The following is a 3,173-nucleotide window of genomic DNA, read 5'->3' as shown; positions in this document are numbered from 1 at the left end:
TACGTAGGGATGGAAAAGAATAATGGAATAACAGCTTTAAGCGGCGAAGCAGAAACAGACCAAGAAGCAATATTCTTGGTCTGTTTTTTTATAAAATTTTTTAATTTATATCGGGATTTATAGGTTTTAAAAGGTAAATATTTTTATGTTTTAGCTTGATATAAATGACCATTTATATCAACGAAACCCAATCTATATGCTTTTTCAACATAACTCATTGTTTTTGATTCCATTGCGTGATTATTATGGGCTTTTATTTGAGCTTTAGTATGTTCTTTCACCCATTCGTCTACCTCTCTTGATAAAGAGCGATTAACAATTACCTCTCGCTCAAGAGTTTTTTGAAAATCTTTAAAGCTAACTTCATTATTCTTGTAAGGCCTATTATGTTCTCTTTGTCCTTTCACATGGGCAACAACTGTCAATCTAGTATATGCTTGGAAGGCACTAAGCTGGTCTGGGCTAAAATCTTTAATCATTTATATCAATCCCATCCAAACTATTACTGCTATTTATTGGATTTATATAGTTTGTATTCCAATCAATATTAAAATTTCTAGTTACTGAACGTGTTACATTGATTGGATCATGAATATCCCTTGCGAAAAGAGTCACTACCCCAATATTTTTATTTTCAAAGTAATCTAACGGTATGGCTTTATAATAAATATGTCCATAAACAAGATTACCTGGCCCAAGTATAGCTTCTCTAGGTAAAGGCTCATAAATATCATCTGTAATATCAACATTATCTACATATACTCTTGGTGAACTAGGTATTGTATATCCCTCTACATAGATAGCTAATACTACTTCAGTACCGCTAGCAGTGTAACCAGTACTTAAATATTCGGACTCGGGGTAATGCCATTCATAGCCATCTCCATCTGAAGTAATAGCAGCCACATTAATATAAGACAAGGATGGAGCCTGTTGGGCAGATGCAGTGCCGGAAGAAATGAGTAAGGTTGATACTAACCCAATTAAAACAATAAAAACTGAGAACTTTTTGATTTCCATAAATATACCTCCTTTTTATAGTTCTACTTATAACATCGTCATTACCACCTTAAATGTTTAATTATTTAAACAACAAATCTATTACCTGTGTGAATTAGATTCCCGTATTCATATTATTCTACTATATTTTTAATAGAAATTTAATAGAAATTGCTATATATAGGTCTTGAAATTAATACCACAATTTTATGATGATGTCATTGAGAAAGTAAACAGAAGAAGACAACCACGAATTAAAATATTTTATAATTGCATTGGTGCGTACTATACCAATTTTCTCAAACAATCCCTACTAGCAATCATTTAAACTTACATATGTTTTTTCCTAGAAATTACCTAATTCTTAACGATCAAAAATTACTCAGATCTTAACTTAGTTGTTAACCGTTTATATTTAACTACCATAGCGATCCGCCAACTGACTATCATAGATAATGCAAGTAAAAAGAACATTCCACTTGTTTCTCCAAATGAAATCGTACTTCCAATGATTAATTTAATTATTATACGAATGAATAATAGTCCGAATAAAATAAAAACGAATGCTTTCGATGGAATAAGAAATATTGAATTATCTCGAATCTCGAATTTTGTCGTTTTTATAAGAAAAAATGAAAAGAAAATTCCAACAATACAAGCTTCAAGTATTTCAGAAAGATTTAAACGGAACTCGGGAAATATAAACATTAATGCTCCAGAACTCATAAAAATAGGTGGTAGTATTATTTTTTTAAAATTAATTGGTTTTCTTGAAGATTTAATACGGATAAAATTCCAAGCTGTCGCCATAAATAATGCAATGATCGTACTGGCGATAAGTAAAAAAGTATGATTTAATCCTGCAAACGACATTTATTTCATTCAACTCCCGGCTTAAGTAGGTCTAAGTTGCAGTATGTATTATTTGATTTACTGTTTCAATAACCCGTTTTTCATCAAAAGGTTTGACAATAAAGTCTTTTGCACCTAGTTCTATTGCTTTGACAACAAGTTTTTGTTGCCCCATTGCTGAACACATAAGTACCTCAGCAGCTGGATCAAAATTTATTATTTCTTTTAAAGCTTGTAATCCATCCATGACAGGCATCGTAATATCAAGGGTAACAATATCCGGAGAAGTTTCTTTATAAAGCTTGACCCCTTCTTCCCCGTTTTCAGCCATACCAACGACATTAAATTGATGTTCTTTAAACAAATTTGCTAATGTCATTCTCATAAATTTAGCATCGTCAATGATAAGTACTTTTGTCACTATCTTTCCTCCATATCTTTTTGTCTTAGGCTCGGTCTCAGCTATTGTTTGTACAAATGATCAACACCATTGATCCAATAAATGAAGTAAACTAAAAAGATCAAATATCATAGCTGTTGCAAGCTCAATTTCACCTATGAAGGGAATTTGAAAACATCCAAATGTCTGTATAGGAAACAGTCCACCAAATCATAATACACCTAATCTAGTAAAAATAGCAGATCATAGAATTACAGCTTTTCCAACTAGCCTAATCCATGATCCGAATCTGGGGCATGTAAACACAACAAACCCTCCATTTGGTGAAAGAATGGCCTGTTCATCATAAATAAACATCGAATCCTAACAAAAAAACTGCGGTATTGCTGGAAGTAAAATTTAGTTATTTGGTTTAAATAATGTAACCCTTTTAAAATGCATATAATTCTATTGTAGTCTATTTGCCATATGAAATAAAGGAGAATCTTAAAAACCGTAAAAGCCAGTCCATTCCGCCAGAAGTGAAGTTAATTTAGTCATCCAGTCAAAAAATAAAGCAACTCCAAAGAAAACCATAATATAGCCACCAATTTTTACAAGTTTCATACTGTGCTTTTTAATAATATTTAATTTTCCAACGAAAAAAGATAAGACTAAAAATGGAATTGCAAAACCAAGAACATAACTAATCATTAATGGCATCGCTTGCTCCGGATTAGTAGCTGCTAGACTTATTACGACCATTAAAATTGGACCAGTACATGGCGTCCACCCCATTGAAAAAGCCATTCCAATGAAAAAAGAGCCAATAAATCCTGCTGGTCTATTTTTAAATGTAATTTTTTTATCTTTCATTAAAAATTTAAAATTAAGTACACCAACGATAACGAGCCCAAAGAAAATAATTAAAATGGCCCCAATT

5 protein-coding genes are annotated in these 3,173 nt (G+C 31.7%); all 5 read right to left on the bottom strand.

The genetic code is table 11. The features are described 5' to 3' along the window. Nucleotides 1-143 precede the first annotated feature (143 nt). Nucleotides 144-479 carry a hypothetical protein gene (locus tag ACPYKA_RS19875; RefSeq protein WP_479543928.1) on the bottom strand — a complete coding sequence of 112 codons (336 nt, stop codon included), beginning with the start codon at nt 477-479 and terminating at the stop codon, nt 144-146. Next, entirely contained in the window at nt 472-1,020 is a 549-nt protein-coding gene (locus ACPYKA_RS19870; protein WP_479543927.1) for a hypothetical protein, read from the bottom strand. The genes ACPYKA_RS19875 and ACPYKA_RS19870 overlap by 8 nt, the downstream gene beginning before the upstream one ends. Before the next feature lie 357 nt (nt 1,021-1,377). Further along, a complete protein-coding gene (locus tag ACPYKA_RS19865; protein ID WP_479543926.1) occupies nt 1,378-1,872 on the bottom strand; it encodes a CcdC family protein in 495 nt (164 codons plus the stop codon). Between the two features lie 31 nt (nt 1,873-1,903). Next, nucleotides 1,904-2,272, bottom strand: coding sequence for a response regulator (locus tag ACPYKA_RS19860; RefSeq protein WP_479543925.1), 369 nt, complete (start codon nt 2,270-2,272; stop codon nt 1,904-1,906). A 465-nt stretch (nt 2,273-2,737) separates the two neighbouring features. Next, nucleotides 2,738-3,173, bottom strand: a 436-nt coding sequence (locus ACPYKA_RS19855; protein ID WP_479543924.1) for a cytochrome c biogenesis CcdA family protein, incomplete at its 5' end; no start/stop codon positions are given.

Origin of the sequence: Pseudogracilibacillus amylolyticus (SeqCode) (assembly GCF_051918545.1) — a bacterium.
Taxonomy (GTDB): domain Bacteria; phylum Bacillota; class Bacilli; order Bacillales; family Amphibacillaceae; genus Pseudogracilibacillus.
This window is presented reverse-complemented; position numbering and strand designations above follow the sequence as displayed.

Excerpts from the sequence above, each read along its gene's own strand:
- ACPYKA_RS19875 (WP_479543928.1), bottom strand. The coding sequence starts at position 479 with ATGATTAAAGATTTTAGCCCAGACCAGCTTAGTGCCTTCCAAGCATAT.
- ACPYKA_RS19870 (WP_479543927.1), bottom strand. The coding sequence starts at position 1,020 with ATGGAAATCAAAAAGTTCTCAGTTTTTATTGTTTTAATTGGGTTAGTA.
- ACPYKA_RS19865 (WP_479543926.1), bottom strand. The coding sequence starts at position 1,872 with ATGTCGTTTGCAGGATTAAATCATACTTTTTTACTTATCGCCAGTACG.